We start from the raw sequence: 437 nt of genomic DNA on the forward strand, positions 1-437 counted from the left end.
TAGTAACCCTGCCCGAACGAGTTAGCCGAGGGGGGGAGATAGAGTTACGTTCCACAGGGTGTTTTACTCGGCTCTAACCCTAAAGTGTCGGCACGCATAAGCCCCGCCAGGTGAAGATCTACAAAAAACCTCACACAGGCGAAGTTGTAGAAACGAAGGGCCCTTCAAGGGCCCTTTGTTGTATGCGCTTTCGAAATTGTAAGGCCGAATTAAGCTTAGCGCGCTGCTAATGCCGAGTAGCTGTTCATCAGGTTGCGATAATTCGGAATGCGCTGGGACAGCAGGTTACCCAGGCCTTCGATGTCGTTGCGCCAGTCGCCCTGCAATTCGCAAGCTACCGAGAACCAGTTCATCATTTGCGCACCTGGCGTGGCTCATGGTGAAATCCTTTATCGATGCGAGTTAGAGGTGTCGTTCAACATGGGCTCAGATTAATG

Annotated in this window: 2 pseudogenes; one reads left to right on the forward strand and one right to left on the reverse strand. The window is 51.9% G+C overall.

Features of this window, described 5'->3' with window-relative positions:
* Window positions 1-89: 89 nt before the first annotated feature.
* Window positions 90-230: pseudogene (locus AC1DLB_RS32145) on the forward strand (hypothetical protein); the annotation flags it as partial.
* On the opposite strand, the pseudogene AC1DLB_RS32150 reads toward AC1DLB_RS32145, so the two are convergent.
* Window positions 216-365: pseudogene (locus AC1DLB_RS32150) on the reverse strand (hydrolase); the annotation flags it as partial. The pseudogenes AC1DLB_RS32145 and AC1DLB_RS32150 overlap by 15 nt on opposite strands.
* Between the last annotated feature and the right edge of the window lie 72 nt (window positions 366-437).

It is taken from the genome of Pseudomonas sp. 05N434 (genome assembly GCF_056396965.1).